The sequence below is a fragment of the Azospirillum aestuarii genome (genome assembly GCF_016632405.1).
In the GTDB taxonomy this organism is placed as follows: Bacteria; Pseudomonadota; Alphaproteobacteria; order Azospirillales; family Azospirillaceae; genus Azospirillum; species Azospirillum aestuarii.
This window is the reverse complement of the sequence record NZ_JAEPIV010000012.1, coordinates 59971-82575: the sequence shown is the minus strand read 5'-3', so window position 1 is coordinate 82575 and position 22605 is coordinate 59971. Positions and strand designations below refer to the sequence as shown.

Annotated in this window: 20 protein-coding genes and 1 pseudogene; 4 read left to right on the top strand and 17 right to left on the bottom strand. The window is 69.5% G+C overall.

Annotation, left to right across the window (positions count from 1 at the left end):
• Positions 1-311: pseudogene (locus tag JJL56_RS19925) on the bottom strand (hypothetical protein); the annotation flags it as partial.
• 264 nt (positions 312-575) lie between these two features.
• Here JJL56_RS19925 and JJL56_RS19920 point away from each other — a divergent pair.
• Both JJL56_RS19920 and JJL56_RS19915 read left to right on the top strand, forming a co-directional pair.
• Positions 576-1229: an HAD family hydrolase gene (locus tag JJL56_RS19920; protein ID WP_145626261.1), complete on the top strand. Its 654-nt coding sequence runs from the start codon at positions 576-578 to the stop codon at positions 1227-1229.
• A gap of 97 nt (positions 1230-1326) precedes the next feature.
• Positions 1327-1524: a hypothetical protein gene (locus JJL56_RS19915; protein ID WP_035683083.1), complete on the top strand. Its 198-nt coding sequence runs from the start codon at positions 1327-1329 to the stop codon at positions 1522-1524.
• A gap of 71 nt (positions 1525-1595) precedes the next feature.
• On the opposite strand, the gene JJL56_RS19910 is transcribed toward JJL56_RS19915, so the two are convergent.
• Both JJL56_RS19910 and JJL56_RS19905 read right to left on the bottom strand, forming a co-directional pair.
• On the bottom strand, positions 1596-2783 hold the full coding sequence (locus JJL56_RS19910; RefSeq protein ID WP_200486057.1) for a peptidoglycan bridge formation glycyltransferase FemA/FemB family protein: 1188 nt from the start codon (positions 2781-2783) through the stop codon (positions 1596-1598).
• 356 nt (positions 2784-3139) lie between these two features.
• The gene (locus JJL56_RS19905; RefSeq protein WP_014200230.1) at positions 3140-3364 is read right to left on the bottom strand and encodes a hypothetical protein; all 225 of its coding nucleotides are present in this window, start codon (positions 3362-3364) and stop codon (positions 3140-3142) included.
• 178 nt (positions 3365-3542) lie between these two features.
• Here JJL56_RS19905 and JJL56_RS19900 point away from each other — a divergent pair, with 178 nt between their 5' ends.
• Both JJL56_RS19900 and JJL56_RS19895 read left to right on the top strand, forming a co-directional pair.
• Complete coding sequence (locus tag JJL56_RS19900; protein WP_145626259.1) at positions 3543-4565, top strand: AAA family ATPase; 1023 nt, start codon at positions 3543-3545, stop codon at positions 4563-4565.
• The gene (locus JJL56_RS19895) at positions 4555-5412 is read left to right on the top strand and encodes a ParB/RepB/Spo0J family partition protein (RefSeq protein WP_145626258.1); all 858 of its coding nucleotides are present in this window, start codon (positions 4555-4557) and stop codon (positions 5410-5412) included. The genes JJL56_RS19900 and JJL56_RS19895 overlap by 11 nt, the downstream gene beginning before the upstream one ends.
• A gap of 262 nt (positions 5413-5674) precedes the next feature.
• Here JJL56_RS19895 and xsc read toward each other — a convergent pair whose 3' ends face one another.
• The 14 genes from xsc to JJL56_RS19825 form a co-directional block, all read right to left on the bottom strand.
• Positions 5675-7450 (bottom strand): sulfoacetaldehyde acetyltransferase, encoded by a 1776-nt coding sequence (xsc, locus tag JJL56_RS19890; protein ID WP_200486056.1) that lies wholly within the window; start codon positions 7448-7450, stop codon positions 5675-5677.
• Positions 7451-7513: 63 nt separating this feature from the next.
• A complete protein-coding gene (locus JJL56_RS19885) occupies positions 7514-7897 on the bottom strand; it encodes a hypothetical protein (protein WP_200486055.1) in 384 nt (127 codons plus the stop codon).
• 37 nt (positions 7898-7934) lie between these two features.
• The gene (locus JJL56_RS19880; RefSeq protein ID WP_145626255.1) at positions 7935-8900 is read right to left on the bottom strand and encodes a dimethyl sulfoxide reductase anchor subunit family protein; all 966 of its coding nucleotides are present in this window, start codon (positions 8898-8900) and stop codon (positions 7935-7937) included.
• 12 nt (positions 8901-8912) lie between these two features.
• Positions 8913-9668, bottom strand: coding sequence for a 4Fe-4S dicluster domain-containing protein (locus JJL56_RS19875; RefSeq protein ID WP_200486054.1), 756 nt, complete (start codon positions 9666-9668; stop codon positions 8913-8915).
• Positions 9665-12667, bottom strand: coding sequence for a molybdopterin oxidoreductase family protein (locus tag JJL56_RS19870; protein ID WP_200486053.1), 3003 nt, complete (start codon positions 12665-12667; stop codon positions 9665-9667). The genes JJL56_RS19875 and JJL56_RS19870 overlap by 4 nt, the downstream gene beginning before the upstream one ends.
• A 104-nt stretch (positions 12668-12771) precedes the next feature.
• Complete coding sequence (locus tag JJL56_RS19865; RefSeq protein ID WP_200486052.1) at positions 12772-13680, bottom strand: succinate--CoA ligase subunit alpha; 909 nt, start codon at positions 13678-13680, stop codon at positions 12772-12774.
• The gene (gene sucC, locus JJL56_RS19860; protein WP_200486051.1) at positions 13677-14801 is read right to left on the bottom strand and encodes an ADP-forming succinate--CoA ligase subunit beta; all 1125 of its coding nucleotides are present in this window, start codon (positions 14799-14801) and stop codon (positions 13677-13679) included. The genes JJL56_RS19865 and sucC overlap by 4 nt, the downstream gene beginning before the upstream one ends.
• A gap of 11 nt (positions 14802-14812) precedes the next feature.
• Complete coding sequence (gene sauS, locus JJL56_RS19855; RefSeq protein ID WP_247891159.1) at positions 14813-16228, bottom strand: acylating sulfoacetaldehyde dehydrogenase; 1416 nt, start codon at positions 16226-16228, stop codon at positions 14813-14815.
• Between the two features lie 57 nt (positions 16229-16285).
• A complete protein-coding gene (locus JJL56_RS19850; protein WP_145626249.1) occupies positions 16286-17809 on the bottom strand; it encodes a tripartite tricarboxylate transporter permease in 1524 nt (507 codons plus the stop codon).
• A gap of 24 nt (positions 17810-17833) precedes the next feature.
• Entirely contained in the window at positions 17834-18370 is a 537-nt protein-coding gene (locus JJL56_RS19845; protein ID WP_200486049.1) for a tripartite tricarboxylate transporter TctB family protein, read from the bottom strand.
• 52 nt (positions 18371-18422) lie between these two features.
• Entirely contained in the window at positions 18423-19412 is a 990-nt protein-coding gene (locus JJL56_RS19840; RefSeq protein WP_145626247.1) for a Bug family tripartite tricarboxylate transporter substrate binding protein, read from the bottom strand.
• Between the two features lie 51 nt (positions 19413-19463).
• Positions 19464-20462, bottom strand: coding sequence for a bifunctional enoyl-CoA hydratase/phosphate acetyltransferase (locus tag JJL56_RS19835; protein ID WP_145626246.1), 999 nt, complete (start codon positions 20460-20462; stop codon positions 19464-19466).
• Positions 20463-20476: 14 nt separating this feature from the next.
• A complete protein-coding gene (locus tag JJL56_RS19830; RefSeq protein ID WP_145626245.1) occupies positions 20477-21349 on the bottom strand; it encodes an IclR family transcriptional regulator in 873 nt (290 codons plus the stop codon).
• A 209-nt stretch (positions 21350-21558) separates the two neighbouring features.
• Entirely contained in the window at positions 21559-22371 is an 813-nt protein-coding gene (locus JJL56_RS19825; protein ID WP_145626244.1) for an IclR family transcriptional regulator, read from the bottom strand.
• Positions 22372-22605 lie beyond the last annotated feature (234 nt).

The window sequence follows — 22605 nt, the reverse complement described above, 5'->3', positions numbered from 1 at the left end:
TTCACCCCGCCGCCCATCCCGCCCGTCTGGACGCCGAAGACCTGCTGCTTGGCCTTGTTGCCGACCCCGGCGGCGAGGTTGGAGACGTTGCCCAGGTTGGATGCGGTGCCGAAGGGGCCGGCCAGACCGCCACCGGCCTGCACGCCCATCACCTGCTGTTGCGCCTTGTTCTGGATGCCCGCGGCGGTGTTGGAGATGACGCCCAGGTTGCTGGCGTTGCCGAGCGGGATGCCGCCGGTCATCAGGTCGCCGGCGAAGGCCGGGGCGGAGCAGAGCAGGACGGCGGCGGCGATCAGGGTGGTGCGGCGCATGGTTTGGTTTCCTTCCGGTGTCTGGGGGAGTTGGCTGCCGGTTCCGTCTGCGTCGGGGCCCGGCCTGTTCGATGACCGGACAGTACGCCCCGCCGCCCTCCCCCGCTGTGGCCTGCGCCACACTGTGAGACAGCTTTTCCGAATGGCCTTTTCTTCCGCCCAAACCGTTGAGGCACGGGGGATTTCCTGTACGATCCCCCGACGCCTTTTCCGGCACCCGCCCTTGTTCCGTGCGGGGCCACCACAACGATGCGAGACGGCGCAATGCTTCAGACACCCGACCGGCTGGACCCGGAGGTCGTGATCTTCGATTTCGACGGCGTCATCATCGACTCCGTGCCCACCAAGAACGGCGGCTTCGCCATCCTCTACGGCATCGACGATGCGGCGACGGAGGAGCGGATGCGCCAGACGATCTGGCGCAACGGCGGCCTCAGCCGGTTCAAGATGCTGGCGATCCTGGAGCGCGAGATGTTCGGGCGTGACCCTGGCCCGGCGGAGATCGACGATCTGGCCCGTCGCTACGCCGAGATCGTCGATCCGCGCGTTCCCGATTGCGCGCTGATCGCCGGCGCGGAGACGGTGCTGGACCGGCTGGACGGCACGCCCTGCCACCTCGTCTCGGGCACGCCCCACGAGGTTCTGATGGGCACCGTGCGCGCCAAGGGGCTGGAGCGGCATTTCCGCAGCATCACCGGCTCCCCCAATGTCAAGGCGGAGGTCTTCGCGCGCATCGTCGCGGAGGGTGGGCACGACCCGGCGCGGGCGCTCGCCATCGGCGATTCCCTGACCGAGTTGGAGGCCGCCCGCAAGGCCGGCACGGGCTTCGTCGGGGTGGTGTCGGAAGGGCTTCCGAACCCCTTCCCGCCCGACGTTACGGTGGTCGGCGACCTGCACGGGCTCGCTCAACGACTCTGAGCGGCGGATTTGCGGTAAAAGGTCGCATCGGGGTATTGTTTATGGGGCCAACAATCCATAAATGATTATGGCATCCTATGACGAAAGGGAGGTCCGTATGCCCGTGCCGAAAGAGGCTGCCGAAGCCGCCCGTGACCGTTATCTGGCGATCCTCAGCGGGTACCCCGGTATGACCCGCGCCGAAGTCACGAAGCTGTCCGACGACTACGCCATCGCGGTCAATTTCGCGTCGGGCATCCCCGACGATCTTCCAAAGGATCTGGACGGCGTGCCGGTGATCGCACGCACCCAGTGACGCTTACCCGGTAACGCGCAAATGCGACGCCCGGTCCACTGTCTGGACCGGGCGTTTCGCATGTCCGGCGCTTACGCCGGGTTGGAGGGGGTGGTGGCGTCGGCGCGTTCGGCCGGTCCCTTGTTCATCGCCATCGCCATCATCTGGCTCGCCTGCGCGGTGCAGGTCGCGGCCAGCGTGCGCACCGTCTGGCCGCCTTCGACGAGAAGCCGGCTGAGCATCGGGCCGGGCGCCTCGAAGGTCCCGATGAAGACCCGCTCCTCCTCCCCCTTGCCGGCGAAGCCGCGTTTGAACAGGTGGACGCCGGGGTTGGCCTGGGCGTTGACGCCGTGCAGGTCGTAGCGCTTCCCGCCGCTGGCCTTCACCCATTGCATGGCCTTCCAGTGGACGAGGAAGGCGGCGTTCAGCGGCAGTCCGGCCTCAGCGGTGGCCGAATTCTGCATCAGCGCCGTGTCGCCGAGCAGCGACACCACCACGCCGGCCACCGGCTCGCCGTTGTGGGAGGCCATCACGGCGTGCATCTTCATGCCGTCCGGCAGGGCGCGGTGAACCTTCGTCAGGGTGCGGCTGTCGAAGGCGCGGAAGCCCTTGCGGCGCTGCGTCTGAATGAACAGGTCGTCGATCGCGTCGAGGATCTCCGGCGAGGAGCCCTCGACGATCTCCAGCCCTGCCCCTTCGGCCTTGGCGAGGCCGCGGCGCCAGTGGCGGGACAGGTCCTTGTGGATCGTCGCCTCGTCGCGGGTCAGGTCCATGATGAAGGTGCGGTAGGGGGCCTTGGCGTCGCTGTGCCGCATCCCCAGCGCCTCCATGGCGGACAGCGCCGCAGCACCCTCCCCCGCCCCGTCCTCGACACGCGGCAGGACGCGCAGGAACAGCCCGCGCCGGACGCTGTATTCGGCCTTCATCGCCTTCATGATGGCCAGGAAGGCGGCCGGATCGGCCTGACGGTCCTTGGGGCGCCACAGCGGTCCCCACATGACCAGCGCGATGCCGCCGATGCCCGGCACCCGGCGGACCAGCAGCTGCGCCGCGGCGACCGGTTGACCGTCCCGGCGCAGCACGATATGGCTGAGGTCGCGGTTGTGATGGGCAATGCGCCCGAAATCCCAGGTCTGGAAGATGTTGGCGTCGTCGAATCCGTTCATGACGGCGTACCAGCCGCCGCGGTCCATACGGTCGATCTCGACAGCCGGTGAAGCGTCCAGGCAATCGCCCCCAAATGCGTCGGTGTGAATCTGGCGTTTCCCCAGCGAAGTCACGTCGAACCTCTCGCGTGGTTGGTCAAATGGGCGCAACCGGGTCGGGCGCCGATCAATGCCCGTCCCGCATCCCTGGCCGGAGGCCAGAGCCGTCGGATCGTCAAAGGTCGAACCTCCGCGGAAGGTCTTATGCAGATCACGCGCGGCCTACGGTCTTTGCGATCGTTCACAAACAATAGGAGACGCACGGGAAAATCACACAAACCCTGATGGGTTCGCGCAAAATCCCACTGGATTATTCTCTGTGGCTAAGCGCTTTTTCTGCGGATTGTATGGGCTACGCCCGTATCGACGGTTATATTGCGGCGCAATACGCCCAATTCGACGCTGTCGAGCGGGTTTTCAGGTGTCGGCCGTCAGAACATGGTCAATTGGATGATGCCGTCCGCACGGGCGTGGCGCTCCGCCGCGTTGGCGGCGGCGTCCTGGGCGCCCTCCTGCGATTGCGCGATCCCAACGGCGATGCGTTCCCCGGCGACCGACACGGTCCAGGTCCAGCGTCCATCGGTCCGCCACGACACGGCCAGTTCACAGCCATGCGCCTGACACACCAGTTGCCGCACCGACCAGTTCGCCGCCATTCGTGCAACCCCATAGCCCCGGTGCCGCCGCCGGCCCCGCATGCCTAGTTATGCACCGGGGAGGCCCCGTTCCGCCAGTGCCGGCTGTTCCGGGGGCTTGGGTAGACACCCATTGCGGGGGTTGGGACGACTTGATAGCTTCCCAGACGACTCCGGCAAATGTGGCGACGAGGGGGCAATGACCGGCGACGATTTGAAGCTGCTGCGCGAGAGGCGCGGCCTCACCCAGACGCAGATGGCCGCGTTCGTGAACGAACTGACCGGCCGCCGTTACGACAAGCAGCGGCTCAGCAAGTGGGAGACGGGGCGCGAACCCCTGCCCCGCGATGTGCTGGGCCGCCTGCTGCTGCTGTCGCTGGAGCAGCCGGCGACCGAGGCGCCGCGGGCCGGCACGACCATCGCCGTCGGCCTGCAAAAAGGCGGCACGGCCAAGACGGCGACCTCGATCAACGTCGCCTTCATGCTGGCCCGTTCGGGCAACCGCGTGCTGCTGGTGGACGCCGATCCGCAGGGCAACGCCACGGTGCATGTCGGCGTGCCGCAGACCGACGTGGTGGCGCTGACCGAGCAGGGCAGGGTGCTCTACCACGCGCTGATGGGCAAGGCGAAGCTGGCCGAGGTCATCCGCCCGACCAGCGTCGAAGGGCTGGACGTCGTGCCGTCGAGCATCGCGCTCGCCAGCGCCGACACCGAGCTGCCCGGAAACCTGACCAACGCCCAGACCGCCATGGCGGAGATGCTGGACGCGGTGCGGGGCGATTACGATTTCATCCTGATCGACTGCGCGCCGAACCTGGGGGCGGTCACCATCAACGCGCTGACCGCGGCGGACTATGTGCTGATCCCCTGCCAGGCGGAGCCGCACGCCATCCTGGGAGTCAACGCCTTCCTGGACACCGTGACGAAGATCCAGCGGCGGCTGAACCCGAACCTGCGGATTCTGGGCGTGCTGCCGACCATGCTCAACCCCCGCCAGACGCAGGACCGCTCCTCGCTGGAGGACATCGGCCGGCTGTGGGGCGAGGATTACCGGGTCTTCCCACCGGTGCCGCGCGCGACCATCTACGCGCAGGCCGCCGGAGCCAACGTCATCACGCTCGACGCCGACATCGGCGCGCCGGGCGTGGAAAGCTACGCCGCCATCGCCGGTGCCCTTCTGAAGGCCACCGGACGCATCCGGGAGTCGTCCGATGCCGCCTAAGAAGCTGACCCGCCAGACCGCCGCCACGGTCCTGCAAGCGAAGAGCACCGCCCCGGCCCCGGAGACCGACCGGCTGTTCGGGCTGACCGGTGCCCTGCCCCGGCTGATCGAGGCCGACGTCGCCGCCATCCGCACCGACCCCAACCAGCCGCGCACCGTCTTCGACGAGACCGCGCTCGCCTCGCTGGCCGCTTCCATCGAGCGGCACGGGCTTCAGCAGCCGGTGCTGGTGCAGGAGACGGCGGAGAAGGGCGTCTACCGCCTCGTGGCCGGGGAGCGCCGCCTGCGCGCCCACCAGATGCTCGGCCGCCCGACCATCGCCGCCATCATCACCAAGGGCAAGGCAGAGGAGATCGCGCTGATCGAGAATGTTCAGCGCGTGGACCTGGACGCCATCGATCTGGCCCGCGGCCTGAGCCAGCTCATCGACAGCCACGGCTACGCCCAGGCGGAGGTCGCCGCGGTGCTCGGCTGTTCGGAGGCCGAGGTGTCGAAGCGGCTGAAGGTGCTGGACCTGCCCATCGACATCCTCCGCGAGTACCGGGAGAACCCCGACGCGGTGTCCCGTTCCGCCCTGGTCGAGCTGGCCTTCGTCGGCGACGAAGGGGAGGTGCGGCGGCTGTGGCAGTCGGCGCGCACCGGCGGGCTGACGGTGCAGTCGGTGCGCGCGGCGCGGGCGTCCAAGGCGCCGGGCACGGCGGAGCCGATGCGCGTGCTCGGCCGCTCGATCAACCGTATCGAGAAGGAGCTGAAGGCCATCGACGCGGTCAGCAACGCGATGCAGAAGGAGCATCGGGAGCTGCTGCGGGACCTGCGGATGCGCATCGACGATCTGCTGGGGGAGTGAAGGGTTTCGAAATCGAAAGCGTCTTTTGGTTGTAGTGTATCAGGTTTTAAACAACCTATAAGGGCTTTCGAAGTCGAAACGCGGAATGCCCCAAGGCGTCGATTTCCGGAGGCTTTGCCCCCACCCCGACCCTCCCCCGCTGCGCAGGGGAGGGGGCAAAAAAATTCCCTCCCCTGCGTGAGCGGGGGAGGGTTAGGGAGGGGGCAAGACCCCCGACAATTCTCGACAAAGAAGCACCGCGTGAACGGCGCTACGCCCAACCTTACAAGGACTGCTGCGGGCGCATGTCCGACGGGTCGATGCCGGCGACCGCGACCGGCTTCTTCATGGCGTCGCGGCGGAAGGGCTCGCCCAACTCCTGGTTCAGGATCACCTCCACGAAGGTGGTGATGCCGCGCCCCTGGTCCTCGATCGCCTGGCGCAGGGCGGCGGTCACTTCATCCTGGGTGCGCGCGGTGACGCCCTTGAGGCCGCAACCCTCGGCCACCTTGGCGTAGCTGAGCTTGGGGTTCAGCTCCGTGCCGACGAAGTTGTTGTCGTACCACAGCGTCGTGTTCCGCTTCTCCGCCCCCCATTGGAAGTTCCGGAAGATCACCATGGTGACCGCCGGCCATCCCTCGCGCCCGATGGAGGACATCTCGTTCATCGAGATGCCGAAGGCGCCGTCACCGGCGAAGCCGACCACCGGCGTGCTCGGGCAGCCGATCTTCGCGCCGACGATCGACGGGAAGCCGTAGCCGCAGGGGCCGAACATGCCCGGCGCCAGATACTTCCGTCCCTCCTCGAAGGTGGGGTAGGCGTTGCCGATGGCGCAGTTGTTGCCGATGTCGGTGGAGAGGATGGCGTCCGCCGGCAAGGCGGCCTGGATGGCCCGCCACGCCTGACGCGGCGACATGCGGTCGGACTCGCGCTCGCGCGCCTCGGCGTTCCAGCTCGTTCCGGGATCGTCCTCCTCATGGTCGAGCGAGGACAGGAGCTGAAGCCACGCCGACTTGGTCTGGTGGATCAGCGCGCGGCGCTCCAGCCGACCCGCGTCCCCGGCGCCGGGGGCGAGCTGCGCCAGGATCTGCTGGGCCACCTGCTTGGCGTCGCCGCAGATGCCGACCGACACCTTCTTGGTCAGGCCGATGCGGTCGGGGTTGATGTCCACCTGGATGATCTGCGCGCCCTTCGGCCAATAGTCGATGCCGTAGCCGGGCAGGGTGGAGAAGGGGTTGAGCCGCGTGCCGAGCGCCAGCACGACGTCAGCCTTGGCGATCAGTTCCATCGCCGCCTTGGAGCCGTTGTAGCCGAGCGGCCCGACCGACAGCGGGTGGCTGCCGGGGAAGGCGTCGTTGTGCTGGTAGCCGCAGCAGACCGGCGCGTCCAGCCGCTCCGCCAGCGCGATGCTGTCCGGAATGGCCCCGCCGATCACCACCCCGGCGCCGTTGAGGATGACCGGGAACTTCGCCTCCGACAGCAGGCGGGCCGCCTCGGCGATGGCCTGCCGTCCGCCGGCCGAGCGTTCCAGCCGGACGATCTGCGGCAGCTCGACGTCGATCACCTGGGTCCAGTAATCGCGCGGCACGTTGATCTGCGCCGGGGCGCAGCCGCGCCACGCCTTTTCGATGACGCGGTTCAGCACCTCGGCCATGCGGCTGGGATCGCGCACCTCCTCCTGATAGCAGACCATCTCCCTGAACATGGCCATCTGCTCGACCTCCTGGAAACCGCCCTGGCCGATGGTCTTGTTGGCGGCCTGCGGCGTCACCAGCAGCATCGGCGTGTGGTTCCAGTAGGCGGTCTTGATGGAGGTCACGAAGCCGGTCACGCCGGGTCCGTTCTGGGCGATGGCCATGGCCATCTCCCCGGTGACGCGGCTGTAGCCGTCGCAGATCAGGGCGGCGTTGGTCTCGTGCGCGCAGTCCCAGAACCGGATGCCGGCCTTGGGGAAGAGGTCGGAGACCGGCATCATGGCCGATCCGATGATCCCGAAGGCGTGCCGGATGCCGTGCATCTGAAGGACCTTCACGAACGCTTCCTCGGTGGTCATTTTCATGGTGCGCATCCTCGTTTCATGGATGGGTGGTGTGGAATGAAGGGGGGAGGGCGGCAGGGGTGATCAGCCGGCGATCACGCGCGGCATGGCCCGCTCGCCGGGGCCGGGACAAATGGCGGGCCGGTGCACGGCGATCAGAGGGGCGTAGCCGTCGGCCCCCTCCGGCATCGGCATGGCGAACCAGCGGTAATGGCGCCCGCTCCAGACGAGCAGTCCGTGGCTCAGGCCGTGGCCGTCCACCGCGAAGCGGTCGACCAGGCGACCGGCGAGGCCGGCGGACAGCGGCTCGTAGACGACGCCGGAGCCGGAGCGGAAGCCCACGCGGGGGCGGGAGGGCGAGCCGCAGATGTAGAGGCTCCGGGCATCCATCGCCTTGGCGCGGGTCATGAGGAAGGCCAGGGCGGAGCCGTGATCAGCGTGGCCATGCGGCTGGTCTGCGTGCGGCATCTCTGCTCCTTTCCTGCTGTGGGTGAAAGCGGCGGGCTTAGGCTTCCCCGGCGCCGTAGAAGAGGGTCACGGTGTGCTTCGCCTCGGCGAAGAAGAGCCAACGCTCGGCGATTACCCCCAGAGCGGCGGCGGCGGCGGCCAGCAGCGCCAGGGTGCCGGAGAGGGCGCCGGGGCCGGCGACCAGCGCGCCGAGGCTCAGCGCCGCCGGCAGGGCGAAGGCGGCGAGGCGGGTGATGAGGCGCAGGCGGACGGCGTGGCGGCGCCCGACGCGGAAGCCCATTTCCTTGAGCAGGTAGTTGTCCTCGCTGTGCGGGGCGTCGAGCAGGTGGACCCGCCCGATATGGCCCAGCCCGGTCGCCGTCTCCGCCGTGCTGACGGGGCGAGTGGTGGCGCAATGCCGCCAATGCCCTTCCTTCGCCGCCCAGGCCAGCGCCACCGACGCCAGTGCCAGCAGGGAAGACCAAGCCGACGCCTGCCCCGCCACGCCGAGCAGCGCGTTCAGCAGCAGCGCCCCGGTCATCAGCGACAGCGCCAGATAGCTGCGCGGCACCCAGGGGTTGGCCCACTGGCGGATCGGCTTCAGCGAGGCGTAGATCATCGCCGTGCAATAGACGGTGACCGCCGCCATCGCCGCGGTGATCCAGCCGGCGACCCCCGCCACGCCGCTCCCGCCGCCGTCAGCGCCGGTCGCCAGGACGACCCAGGCGATGGCGAAGACGCCCGCCGGCAGGAAGGTGGCGACCGCGGCCACGCCTTCGCGCGACAGCCAGGAACTGCGCCACTGCGACAGCGCCCGCCACGCCCGCTCCGGACGGCCGAGATGGGCCAGCGAGGAGAGCAGCCCGGCCACCACCAGCCCCAGGGCGAGGGCGAGGGCGGCGAGGCCGAACAGCGGGCTCGCCGGCAGCAGGCCGAAGGGCGCCAGCAGGCCGAGCAGGGCGAGCAGACCGTAGCCGGCGCCCGCGGCGCTGGTGAAGAAGATGATGGAGAAGGCCGGATGCATGGAATCCCTCCCTCAGCGCGCCAGGATGCGGTCGGCCCATTTCAGCAGGCCGTGGAGCGGCAGGTCGTCGTTGGCGCTGTCCTTGGTGACGCGCTCGTCCAGCGCCAGGGTGGGCCGGGGCCGCGGCGGCAGATACTTGTTGGTCGGTTCGTAACCAAGCTCCGGCATCAGGTCGTAGCCGCCGCGCTCCGCCACCAGCTTCGACACAGCAGAGGACGGGTCGGCGAGGTCGCCGAAATGCCGGGCGGAGGTCGGGCAGACCATGACGCAGGCCGGCACCCGCTCCGCCTCCGCGATCGTCTCGTTGTGGATGCGGTCGATGCACAGCGTGCATTTCTTCATCACGCCGACGTCCTGGTCGAACTCCCGCGCGCCGTAGGGGCAGGCCCAGGAGCACAGCTTGCAGCCGATGCACAGATCCTCGTTGACCAGCACGATGCCGTCCTCGACCCGCTTGTAGGAGGCGCCGGTCGGGCAGACGGTCACGCAGGCCGGCTGTTCGCAATGCAGGCAGGAGCGCGGGAAATTGGTGGTGCGCGACCCGCAGCCGCTGTCACCGGTGCCCGCCTCGAAGCTGTGGATGCGGTTGAACCACACCCCGTCCGGACCGGCGCCGTAGGCGTCGTAATCGGTCAGCGGCGCCATGTGGCCGCCGGCGTTCCACTGCTTGCAGGCGACCGCGCAGGCGTGGCAGCCGACGCAGGTGTCGAGGTCGATGACCAGCCCCAGCCGGGGGGCGCCGGGCTCGCGGTTCGGGAGGCTCGTCATGACCGGACTCCCCGAGACGTGGGACGGAAGGCTGCGCCGGTGCGCAGGATGGCGGGCGGCGGCTCGACGCCCGGCGGCATGACCTGGGCGGGGAAGCGCGGCATTGTCTCGGCCCGCTCCTTAGGCGGCGCCTTCTCGACGCGGACGCGCAGGTCGTACCAGGCGGCCTGTCCGGTCACCGGATCGGCGTTGGCGTGGCGGTAGCCGTCGCGCTCCGGCAGCAGCTCCGAGATCAGGTGGTTGAGCAGGAAGCCCTTGGTCCCCTCCGGCGCGTCGGTGGACAGGTTCCAGGCGCCGGAGCGCTTGCCGATGGCGTTCCAGGTCCACACCGTCCCGGCCTCCACCCCGTCCATCAGACGGACCGGCACCCGGATGCGCCCGGTCGGGCTGGTCACCCAGGCCCAGTCACCGTCGGCGAGGCCGAGCGCCTCCGCCGTCGGGCGGGCGATATAGAGGCTGTTGCGCGCCAGGATCTGCCGCAGCCAGGCGTTCTGCGATCCCCAGGAATGGTACATGGGCATCGGGCGCTGGGTGACGGCGTGCAGCGGGAAGGCGCCCTCGTCCAGCCCCTCCTCCTCCAGCGGCGGGTACCAGAAGGGCAGGGGGTCGAAGTAGGTCTCCACCCGCTGCCGCTTGTCGGGGGGCGGCACCACCGCGCCGTGCCCGCGCGCGGCGAGGCGGAATTTCTGGAGCGGCTCGACGTAGAGCTGGAGGATCACCGGCTCCGGCTTGTCGAGGAAGCCCATGCGGGTGGCGGTTTCCAGATAGGCCTGGTTGGCGTGTTTGAAATAGTGCTGCTCCGGCGGCAGCTCGAAGTGCCAGAAGCAGCCGTTGCGGACGTAGCGGTCGAGCTGGTCCGGGTTGGGCGCACCCTTGCCGGCCTCCTTCCCGTCGGCGCCGCGCCAGCCGGCCAGCGGGCCGATGCCGGGCTTGCGCTGGTGGTTGGTCATGTAGTCGGGATAGCCGCCGGGGTAGCGCGGGCTGCCGTCCTCCCGCACGAAGGCGGGCAGGCCGAGACGGGCGCCAAGCTCGATCAGCACGTCCTGGAAGGGCCGCACGTCGCGGTCGGGGGTCAGCACCGGCTGGCGGATGGAATCGCCGGGGCCGTGCGCGCTGCCGATCGGGCGGTCGAGCAGGGAGATGCAGTCCCACCGCTCCAGATAGGTGGTGTCGGCCAGCACGAGGTCGGCGTAGGCCACCATCTCCGACGCGTAGGCGTCGCAATAGACGATGAAGGGGATGCGGTGCTCGCCGGTGTCCGGGTCCTTGTCGGACAGCATCCGCATCGTCTCGGACGTGTTCATCGACGAGTTCCAGGCCATGTTGGCCATGTACATGAACAGCGTGTCGACGCGGTACGGGTCCCCCTCCCAGGCGTTGGCGACCACCATGTGCATCAGCCCGTGCACCGACAGCGGCGCGTCCCAGCTGAAGGCCTTGTCGATGCGCAGCGGCTCCCCGTCCTCGCCGACCAGCAGGTCCTCCGGCCCCATGGGGTAGCCGAGCGGCATCCCGTGGATGGCCTTGCCGGGGCCGGTCTCGCCGCGCTTGCCGGCGGGCTTGGGACCCGGCGGGGCGGGGCGGGGGTAGGGCGACTTGTAGCGCCAGCCGCCCGGCACGTCGATGGTGCCCAGCAGGATTTGCAGGATGTGGATGGCCCGGCAGGTGTGGAAGCCGTTGGAATGGGCGGAGATGCCGCGCATGGCGTGCATGGCGATGGGTCGCCCGACCATCCGCTCGTGGCGCCGCCCCGCCCAGTCGGTCCAGGGCTGCTCGATGGTCAGCGTCTCCTGGAAGGCGAGGTGGGCCATCTCGGCGGCGATGCGGCGGATGGTGTCGGCGGGGACGCCGCAGCGCTCGGCCACCGCCTCCGGCGCGTGCCGCGGGTCGAGGTAGCGCTCGGCCAGCAGATGGAAGGAGGGCACGGCCCGCCGCCCGTCGGGCAGGGTGACGGCGCCGACCAGCGCCGGGCGGATGCCGGCCGCGGTGGCCGGAACGGCGCGCCGCTCCACCGCGTCCCAGGCCAGCGGGGCGCCGTCGGCGTCGCGGGCGAACAGGCCGTCGTCCGGCGCGCCGGGGTCTTGGATGACCAGCCAGGGGGCGTTGGTGTAACGGACGAGATACTCGGCGTCGATGCGGTCGGCGCGCAGAAGCTCGTGGATCAGGGCGAAGACGAACAGCCCGTCGCTGCCCGGACGGATGCCGACCCATTCGTCGGCGATGGCGGAATAGCCGGTCTTGATCGGGTTGACGGAGACGATCTTGGCGCCGCGCGCCTTCATCTTCGACAGGCCGATCTTGATCGGGTTGCTGTCATGGTCCTCGGCCACCCCGAACAGCAGAAGGTAGCGGGTGTGGTCCCAGTCCGGCTCCCCGAACTCCCAGAAGCTGCCGCCGAGCGTGTACATGCCCGCCGCCGCCATGTTGACGGAGCAGAAGCCGCCATGCGCCGCGAAGTTGGGCGTGCCGAACTGCGCCGCCCAGAAGCCGGTCAGCGACTGGCTCTGGTCGCGCCCGGTGAAGAAGGCGAGCTTGCTGGGGTCGCTGTCGCGGATCTTGGACAGGCGCTCGGTCAGGATGGTCAGCGCCTCGTCCCACTCGATCTCGCGGAATTCGCCGGTGCCGCGCTCCCCGGTGCGCAGCAGGGGCTTGCGCAGCTTGGCCGGGGAGTTCTGGGTCATGATGCCGGCGGACCCCTTGGCGCAGATCACGCCGTGGTTCACCGGATGGTCCTTGTTCCCTTCGATGAAGCGGAGCTGGCCGTCCTTGATGTGCACTTTGATGCCGCAGCGGCAGGCGCACATGTAGCAGGTGGTGTATTTGACCGTGTTGGAGACGGTCGGCGAGGGGTCGATGTCCTCTCGCGGCGACTGGTAGCGGGCGAGCCAGCCGCGCGCGTCCTCGGGCGCCGCCGGCCCGGTGCTTCGCTGGAACCCCCGGCCCTGGGTGAAGGCGAACCCGCGTGCGCGCTGGCCGCCGACGTCGTCGATCTTCGCCATCCTGTTCCGTTCCCTTCCGGAATGCCTCCCCCGTTCTCTCCCGGCGGGGGGCCGGGAGAGGGGGCGGTGCTGCCGTGTCGTTCTTCAAAAAGGCGGCTGCGCGGTCAGTCCGCGAGCCGCTGCGCGCCCGACCGTTTCGCGGCCTCGGCCATCAGCGCGTCGAGGGCCGCCGGCAGGTCGCCGGGCACATCGACGACGACGGCCCCGGCGCGTTCCAGCGCGCCGCGCTTGGAGGCGTAGCTGCCGCGGTCGCCGGTCACGATGGCCCCGGCATGGCCCATCTTCTTGCCCGGCGGGGAGGCGCGGCCGGCGATGAAGGAGACGACGGGCTTGTCCGTCTTCGCCACCAGCTCCGCCGCTTCCTCCTCCATGCTGCCGCCGATCTCGCCGACGAGCGCGATGGCGTCGGTTCCCGGATCGTCGATCAGGGCGGCCAGCGCGTCCTTGGTCGTCGTGCCGATCATCGGGTCGCCGCCGATGCCGAGAAAGGCCGACTGGCCATGGCCGCCGCGCACGAGGTTCAGGCAGACCAGCGTGCCCAGGCTGCCGCTGCGCGAGATGACGCCGACCCGGCCCGGCTGGAAGACGCGCGGATTGAAGGCCGGCATGATGCCGACGAAGCCCTCGCCCGGCGTCACGATGCCGGCGGTGTTCGGCCCGATGATGCGAGTGCCGTGCTCCGCCGCCGCGGCGTGCATCTCCATCACGTCGTGGGCGGGGATGTGCTCGGTCAGGCAGACGACGGTCTTCGCCCCGGCCTCGATGGCGTCGATGGCGGCGGCCTTGGCGGCGGCGGGCGGGATGAACATCACCGACACGTCGAAGCCGCCGTTCGCCATGGCCTCCTTCGCGGTGGCGAAGATGGGCACGCCGCAATGGCTCTGCCCGGCCTTCTTCGGGTTCACGCCGCCGACCACGCTGGTGCCGTAGGCCTGCATCTGCTCGGTCCAGAAGGTGCCCTGCTTGCCGGTAATGCCCTGCACCAGGACCCGGTCGCTTTTGCGTACGATCATCGCGCGGCCTCCACGGCTGCCGAGATGGCGTCTTCCATCCGGTCGTAGGGTTCGATCCCCAACTCCTCCCGCACCATGCGCACGGCCTCGTCCTCGCCGGTGCCGTGGATGGAGAAGAAGACGGGGATGGTGGGGTTCAGCGTCTTCCAGGCCTGGATCACGCCGCCGGCCATCACGTCGGTGCGGGCGAAGGCGCCGCAGAAGTTGACGACGAGGCTTTTGACGCCGGGGTTGGACAGCACGAGGTCCAGCGCCTCCGTCCCCTTGGTGTAGGCCTCGCCGCCGATCTCCAGGAAGTTGGACGGGCGTCCGCCGGCGTGGCTGACCACGTCCATCGTCGTCATGGTCAGCCCGGCGCCGTTCGCCAGGACGCCGACGTTGCCCTCAAGCTCGATGTATTTGAGGTCGAGCGCCCGCCCGCGCTCCTCCAGCGCCGACAACGGTTCCTTCGCACCCAGCCCGGCGATGTCGGCCTGCCGGTAGAGGGCGGAATCGTCCACCGTCAGCTTGCAGTCCAGCGGCACGACGCGGCCGTCGGCGAGCAGGGCCAGCGGGTTGATCTCCAGAAGCTCGGCGTCGTGCTGGCGGTAGACGCGGTAGAGATCGACCAGCATCGCCGCCACCGGCACGGCGGCCTCGCCGAGGTCCAGCCCCAGCAGCAGGCGGCGCGCGTCCGCCGGGCCGAAGCCCTTGCGGATGTCCACCGCCATGCGGCGCAGGGATTCGGGCCGGGTCGCCGCGACCTCCTCGATGTCCATGCCGCCCTCGGTGGAGAACAGCACGAGCGGGCTGCGGCTGGCCGGGTCGTTCAGCACCGCGGCGTAGAACTCGCGGGCGATGGCCGCCTGTTCCTCGACCAGGACGCGGGCGACCGGGAAGCCGCCGATCTCCATGCCCAGGATGGCTTGCGCGGATGCTGCGGCCTCTTCCGGCGTGGCGGCCAGCTTGACGCCGCCCGACTTGCCGCGCTTGCCCGTGGGCACCTGCGCCTTGACGACCACCGGCCCGATGGCGCGGGCGGCTTCCTCCGCCTCCTGCGCGCTGGCGCACAGGCGCCCCTGCGGAACGCTCACCCCGGCACGGGCGAGAACGGATTTTCCGGCATGTTCCTCGAAATTCATCGTCGCCTCCGTCAGCGTCCGTGGCGCGACCAGAAGGGGCCGAACAGGGCCTCTTCGCTCGGCTTGTCCTCCGGGATCGGGCGGACGAGGTGGGTGATGTTGACGAAATGCTTCCAGTTCAGGTTTTCGGAGATGGAGTTCTTCTGCCAGCTCCCGCAGCCCATGGAGAGCGTGAAGTTCAGCCCGCTGTCGAAGCCGCCGCCGTTGCCGAAGGTGTGGGCGAAGTTGACCAGCACGCGCACCACGTCCAGCTCGTCGGCCAGCCGCCTCGCGTGCGCCTCGTCCCGCGTGTGGATGCCGCAGGAATGGCCGCGCCCCTGGTGGTCCAAAATCTTGCGCACCTGATCGACCGCCGCGTCGAAGTCCGGCACCCGGTAGACCGCCAGCACCAGCGACAGCTTCTCGCCGGAGAAGGGATGCGCCTTGCCGACGCCCACCTCCTCGACCAGGAAGAAGCGGGCCTCGCGCGCCTTGGGCGACAGCTCGAACGCCTCGGCCAGGATGGCGGCGTCCTTGGCGATCAGTTTGCGGTTCAGCTTGCCGTTCTCCCACAGCCGGGACTGCACACGCTCCCGCTCCTCCGCGGTGCAAAGATGGGCGCCGGCCTCCTCCAGCGCGGCGATGGTGGCGTCGTAGACGGAGTCGAGAACGACCAGCGCGTTCTCCGACGAGCAGGAGGTGGAATTGTCGAAGGTCTTGGAGGCGCAAATCTTGCGCGCCGCTTCGGCCAGGTCGGCGCTCTCGTCCACGATGACCGGGACGTTGCCGGCCCCCACACCGATGGCCGGGGTGCCGCTGGAATAGGCGCGGCGCACATTGTCCTGCGATCCGGTGACGACGACCAGATCGACCGCCTCCATCAGCGCCTGGGTCAGGCCCTTGGTGATGGGGGTGGGGATCATCTGCACCAGATCCTCCGGCGCGCCGATCCGCGCCAGCTCGGCCCGCATCAGCTCGACCGTGCGGCCGGTGGCGGCGGAGCCCATGGGGGAGGGGGCGATGATGATGGCGTTGCGGCCCTTGACGGCCATCATCGCCTTGTTGACCGGCGTGGCCGCCGGGTTGGTGGAGGGGGTGACGGCGCCGACGACGCCCAGCGGCTTGGCGATCTTGACGATGCCCTTGGGGGTGTCCTCCTCGATCACGCCGACGGTGCGCACCCGCATCAGGTCGCGCAGCGTGCCGAAGGTCTTGCGCTGGTTCTTGGTGATCTTGTCGGCGACGTTGCCGAGGCCGGTGTCGGCCACCGCCAGCTCCGCCAGGGCGCGGGCGCGGCCCGGCTCGTAGATCGCCCAGGCGAGTGCGGCGACGGCGTCGTCCACCCGCTCCTGCGTGGCGTCTGCGAAGGCGCGCTGGGCGGTGCGGGCGCGGGCGACGAGGGCGGCGATGGCCTCCTGGTCGGCGCTGGCCGGCGTTCGGTCGAGCATGATGTTGTCCATTGTGCTTGTCTCTCTCCCTGAAGGTTCGTTCGTTGGTTCGGACGGTCAGGCTTTGAGCACCCGTTGCGGCGGGTCCTTGGGCGGCCGGCGGAGCAGCGGCTTCCCCGACGGCCACATCGACCAGACGAGGAAGGCGGCGGCCAGGGCCAGGATCGTGCCGCTGATCGGGCGGGTGAAGAAGACCGCCATGTTGCCGTCGTAGTTGGCCAGCGAGGTGAGGAAGTAGCGCTCGCACAGCGGCCCCAGGATCACGCCGACCACCAGCGGGGCCGGCGGGAAGCCGGTGCGCTTCATGACGTAGCCGGCGATGCCGAAGGCGAGGCAGACGTAGACGTCGAAGAGGTTGTTGCGCACGCCGTAGGCGCCGACCACGCTCAGCACGATGATGAAGGCGCCGAGGATGGCCGGCGGCACCCGCATCAGCGTCGAGAAGACCCGCGCCACGCCCATCGCCGCGACGATCATCAGCAGGTTGGCGATCAGCATGCTGGCGAAGATCGTGTAGACCAGCGAGGCGTTCGAGGTGAACAGGAGCGGGCCGGGATTCAGCCCGTGGATCAGCATGGCGGCCAGCATGATGGCCGTGGCGGCGCTGCCGGGGATGCCCAGAGTCAGCAGCGGGATCATCGCGGTGCCGGTGGTGGCGTTCTTGGCCGCCTCCGGGGCCGCCAGCCCCTCTTCCACGCCGGTGCCGAAGCGGTCGCCCTTGCCCGACGCCTGCTTCTCCACGCTGTAGGCGATGACCGACCCAACCGTGGCCCCGGCGCCGGGGATGACGCCGATGGTGCAGCCGAGGCCGGTGCCGCGCAGGATGGAGGACTTGATCCGCCACAGATCCGCCAAGCCGATCTGCTTGCCGGGTTTCGTGGTGATGGAACGGGCGCCGCCGGCCCGCTTGCAGATCAGGTCCACCACCTCGCCGATGGCGAACAGGCCGATCATCACGACGGTGAAGTTGATGCCGCTCTCCAGATCGGGGACGCCCAGCGTCAGGCGGGGCATGCCGTACATCGGATCGACGCCGACCGTCCCGATCAGCAGGCCGAGGAACATCGAGACGGCGCTCATCAGCGGGGCGTCCTTGGCGATCGCGATGACGCTGACGAGGCCGAGGATGGTGGCCGCGAAGAACTCCGGCTGGTCGAACTTCAGCGCGAAGCTGGCGAAGGGCGGGGCGCCGAAGGTCAGCAGAAGGGCACTGGCCAGCCCGCCAAAGGCCGAGGCGGTGATGGCGATGCTCAAGGCCCGCGAGGACAGGCCCTTGCGCGTCATCGGATAGCCGTCCCAGCAGCTCGGCAGCGAGGCGGGCGTGCCGGGGATGTTGATGAGGATCGAGGAGATCGAGCCGCCGAACACGCCACCCACATAGATGCCGCCGAGGAAGGACATCGCCGTGACCGGCGGCAGCAGGTAGGTGAAGGGCAGGGCGATGGCCATGGCGTTGACGAAGGAGATGCCCGGCAGCGCGCCGGCCACCACCCCGATCATCAGGCCCGCCACGAGGAGGACGAAGTTGTACGGGTCGAGGGCGCCGGCGAAGCCACCGGCCAGATTGGCGAGGATATCCATGGGACGATCCTTCCGGTGGCCGGCTCAGTAGATGCCGAGCAGGCGGTAGAGCGCGACGGTGAAGTCGTCGAAGACGCCATGGCCGCGGCTCAGCGGCATCTGCGCGAGCAGGACGAAGACGTAGAGCAGCACGACGCAGCCGATCCCGGTGACCAGCGCCAGCGTGAGCGGGCGCCGGATGCCGCCGATGACGCACCACAGGGCGACGAAGGCCAGGGTGGCGATGGGAAAGCCGAGCTGCGGCAGGGCGATGCCGTACAGGACGACCAAGCCCAGCCCGATCATGGCCCGGCCATAGGCGTAGCCTTCGTATTCCTCGTCGACCGGCTTGTGCCGTTGGGCCGCGCGCCGCAGCGCCAGGAGTTCTTTGGCGATCCAGATCAGGGCGCACAGCCCGACCGCGCCCAGCATCAGCCGGGGCCATCCCGCCGGTCCCACCGGGTCCGGCAGGCTGGCGATCATGGTGCTGTCGCGCACGATGTGTTGCGAGAGAAGAAGCGACCCGGCGAGCAGGGCCGCGGGTGTCGCCAGCCGGCGAAGACCGTGGGACAGGGGAGTCACGGTTCCCTCCCTGATGAACGATGAAACGGGTAAGGCGAATTCGGAACCGGACTCAGCCCGGTGTCTGGCCGACGGTCTTGGTCGCGAAGCGGTCCAGATAGCCCCTCACCGTCTCGTAGAAGGCCTTGACCTCCTCCTTGGCCTGGTCCGGCGTCACCAGCGTGTCGACGCAGGTGAAGGTGTCGGCGCAGAAGGTCTTCCATTCCGGGCTCGCCAGCACCTTGGCGGCGGCCTCGTGGAGCTTCTGCACGCGCTCGGGCGGCGTGCTGGCGGGTACGGCCAGCGTGCGGAAGTTCGGCAGGTCGCCGATGTCCAGCCCCAGCTCCGCCGAAGCGGGCACGTCGGGGAAGGAGGGGTGGCGCTGCTTGTCGAACACGACGATCGGGCGCAGGTCGCCGGACTTCAGGAACTGGGCGACGTCGCCCGGCTCTTCGTAGATCGCGTCGGTGTGGCCGCCGATGGGCGAGGCGTAGCGCTCCGACGGGCGGGCGAAGGGGACGTTGGTCACCGGCACGCCCTGGGTCCCGAGATATTTCAGCGTGATGTCGTCCTGCGTGCCGTAGCCGGAGGTGGCGACGCGCAGCTTGCCGGGGTTGGCCTTGGCGTGGGCGGCGAACTCCTCGTAGGTCTTGAAGGGGCTGTTCTTCGAGACGTAGAGCATCGACGGCGAGTTCTGCATCATCGCCACATAGACGAAATTGTCCGGCTTCGCCGTGCCCAGGCCCGACGCCCAGGAGGAGACGGACAGCGCGATCAGCGTGCCGACCGTGTAGCCGTCGGCCGGGTTGGTCAGGACCCGCGTCAGACCGGCGTTGCCCGATGCCCCGGACACGTTCACGACGGGCATGGCGACGCGGAGATGCGGTTCGGCGAGGCGCGCGAACTGGCGCGCCATCAGGTCGGCGCCGCCGCCGGCCCCGAAGGTCGCGATGACCTCGATGGGGCGCGACGGGTAGTCATCGGCGCGCGCGGGGGCGGATGAAAGGACGGGTGTCAGCAGCGCGGCCACCGCCGCGGTGAGCGTCAAGGCGTTGCGGAGCATTTGCATTCCCTCCCAGGGTTTATTTTTTGGCGGGGTTCGTTTTTTTGACTGTCAGGCGTGCAGGCCGGGTGCGGCGCCTCCCTTGGCTGCGGTGGTGGGGTAGGGCGCGCCCGGCGTGACGGAGCGGCGGCGCCCGGCGACGATCTGGGCGATGGCGGCGGCGGCGATTCGGGCCGCCGGCGGGTCGGCGCGCGAGGTGAGGACGATCGGCACCGCAGCACCCAGCACGATGCCCGCGGCGACCGCGTCCAGGAAATGCACCAGCGCCTTGAACAGGGCGTTGCCGGTCTCGATGTTCGGCACCACCAGGATGTCGGCGGCCCCGGCGCAGGGGTGGGACAGGTTCTTGATCCGCGCCGCCTCGGCGGACACCGCGAGGTCGAGCGCCAGCGGCCCGAACACCGTCGCCCCCGGCACCTCCTGCCGGCACAGGCGGGTCAGCCGGTCGGCGTCCATGCTGGAGGGCACGCGCTCCGTCACCTCCTCGGTGCAGGACAGCAGCGCCACGCGCGGATCGGCGCCGCCGACCAGCCGCCACAGCTCCACGGCGTTGCGGATGATGTCCAACTGGGTCGTCAGGGACGGCGCCACGTTGATCGCCGCGTCGGTGATGACCAGCTCGCGGCCCGAACCGGGCAGCGTCATGTGGAAGGCGTGGGTGAAGCGGCGCCCGGTGCGCAGCCCGCTTTTCGGGTCGAGAGCCGCGAGCATCAGCGTGTCGGTGTGGATATGTCCCTTCATCAGCGCGCCCACGTCGCCGGAGCGGGCGAGCGCCACCGCGATCCGCGCCGCCGCCGCGTCGTCGCGGGCCGGAACCACGCAGGCGCCGTGGAGCGTCCAGCCGATGCGGCGGGCGCTGTCGGCGATGGCCGCGGGATCGCCGACCAGGACCGGCTCGATGAGGCCGAGGGCGGTGGCGCGCCGCGCGCTTTCCAGCGCGACCGGCGAGCCCGCGGCGACCACCGCCGTGGGAACCGGCTCCAGGGCGGCGCTGCGCGCCATCAGCCGGGCCGGGCATCCGGCGGTGGTCGTCTCAAGCGTCCTTGCCATGGCGTCCGTCTTCCTTAAGGTGAGAGGGCCGGCTCGGCCGGGGCGGCGTCGATGCCCAGCGCGTGGGCCATGTCGCTTGCGGCGCGGTGCAGGACCGGCAGCCGGTCGGCCACCGATTCCCGCGACAGCCGCACCTTCGGGGCCTGCACCGCCAGGGCGGCGATCATCCGTCCCGCACCGTCGCGGATCGGCACCGCCGCGCAGAAGACGCCCGGCATGTATTCCTCGTCGTCGAAGGAATGGCCGCAGGCGGCGATGCGCTCCAGTTCGGCGCGGAACAGCGCCGGGTCGCACAGCGTCGCTGCGGACATCCGGGGCAGCGGCAGGCAATCCAGCAGGCGTCGCCGCGGCAATTCCGGCAGGAAGGCGAGGAACAGCTTGCCCATCGCCGTGCAGTGCAGCGGCACCCGCGAGCCAACGCCGAATTCCAGCCGTAGCGGCCAGCCTTCCACCTCGACGCGGTCGAGATAGACGACGTCGCCGCCCTCCAGCACGCCGATGTTGCAGGTCTCCCCCAACTCCAGGCTGAGCGCCCGCAGCCGGGCGTGCGACGGCGCCTGGGCCAGGGAGCTGCGCAGCGTGTTGAGCGCCAGGGTGCGCAGTTTCGGGCCGACGGTCACCAGCCGGCCGTCGAACGGGCGGGCGAGGAAGCCGCGTTCCTCCAGCATGGCGATCAGCCGGTGCGCGGTCGGCTTCGGCAGGGCCAGCTTCTCGGCGATGTCCTTGACGGCCATCGGCTGCCCTGCCCCGGCCACCGCGTCCAGCAACGCCAGGACGCGGTCGGCGAGCGGCCGACGGTCACCGGAGCTGTTGTCGGCGGCGTCTTCGGTTGTCGGTTCGCGGGGCTCCCGCAACGGAGCGGAGCCCAAGGCGATCTTCCGCGTCATCGTTCCTCCCCGTGACTGGAAGCGTATCGCTCGGCCTGTTAGTCTCATTCAGCGATACGATTTGTATCATTAACTCACAGGACCCTGGGTCGCGCAAGCCAAAAAGTTCGTGTACCCAATTATCCACGCATACGGGGGCATGTCCCGGCGGCATCCCGCGGCTCGGGCGATGAAACGTCCGGTTTTGAAGAGCGAAGGGGGTGGGGAGGCTATCCGAACTGCGCGGACAGGGCTGCGGCGCCGCGGCGGAGGATGGGCAGGACCTGTTCGACGCGGTCGTGCGACAGCCGGACTTTCGGGGCCTGCACGGCGATGGCCGCCACCGTCCGGCCCGTGGAGGACAGGATCGGTACCGCCACGCAGAACACGCCCACCACATACTCCTCATCGTCGAGCGAGTAGCCGCGCGCGGCGATGCGCTCCAACTCGGCGGCCAGTGCTACCGGATCGGTGAGGGTATTGGCGGTCTGCGCGGAGAAGGGGCCGGAGGCCAGCAGGCGGCTCCGCATGCCGTCCGGCAGGGTGGCGAGGAACAGCTTGCCCATGGCCGTGCAGTGCATCGGCACACGCGATCCCACGCCGAACTGAAGCCGCAGGGGCCAATGCTCGACCTCCACGCGGTCGAGATAGACGACGTCGCCGCCGTCGAGGACACCGACGTTGCAGGTTTCCCCCAGCTCGGCGCTGACCGCGCGCAGCACGGAGCGGACCGGCGCGCGGGACAGCGAGGCCCGCAGGATGCCGACCGCCAGCCGCGCCGCCTCGACGCCGATGATGACGTCGCGCGTTTCCAGATCCCGCGCCAGAAGCCCCTTCTCGATCAGGCCGTTGACGAGGCGGTGGGCGGTCGGCTTGGGCAGGCCGAGCGTCGTCCCGATGGTCTTGACCGCCAGCGGACCGGAGGCCGACGCGACCAGTTCCAGGATGGCGAAGGTCCGGTCGGTGGCGGCGGCCTTCGGCTTGGCCGCGTTGTCGGGGACGTTGGCGGCGGCGTCGGAGGTCTGTGTGCTGCGCGTCTTCAAGGTTCGCCTATCCTGGCGGTTTCAGCGTCTCATTGAGTGAGACGTGACGCATATAGACCGGCCGCTTTGCGCAGGCAATAGGCAACGGGTGTTGCGCGCGGGGTGACAGCATTTGAAGTCCCCTCTCCCCTCTGGGGAGAAGGTTAGGGTGAGGGGGTGTGCTTTTGCCGGACCCACCACCAAGCACATCCTCCTCACCGGCCCTCCGGGCCACCCTCTCCCCAGGGGGAGAGG